The sequence below is a fragment of the Mesorhizobium sp. M00.F.Ca.ET.216.01.1.1 genome (genome assembly GCF_004010325.2).
Taxonomy (GTDB): Bacteria; Pseudomonadota; Alphaproteobacteria; order Rhizobiales; family Rhizobiaceae; genus Mesorhizobium.
In genome coordinates, this window is the sequence record NZ_SADR02000623.1 from 1 (window position 1) to 279 (window position 279).

Here is a 279-nt window from a genome sequence, read left to right on the forward strand (position 1 = left end):
GTTTGGGACATCGCCTCCGGCTTGCACCCTCTGCCGGACCCGCCAAAGAGCGAGAGCAGCGCGCTCCCCAAGCTCTTCGCTTCCGGCAAACTGCAAGAACGGCTCAAGGCGATCGTCTTTACCCTTGCGGGGCGCAGGCACAGGCTGGCCGCAACGGAAGCGCTGCAGTTGCTCATGGACCGATATATCAGCAAGGCAAGTTCAACTGATGAATCCGCCGATCCCCCCGCAAATGAACCCGCATCACCGGCCAAAGATAGGCCCAAGCCTGACGAAGAA

Annotated in this window: 1 protein-coding gene; it reads left to right on the forward strand. The window is 60.6% G+C overall.

Going from position 1 to position 279, the window contains the following annotated elements; translation table 11 throughout:
- Nucleotides 1–279: hypothetical protein (locus EN859_RS38965; protein ID WP_210237793.1), on the forward strand; the 279-nt coding region annotated here is incomplete at both ends.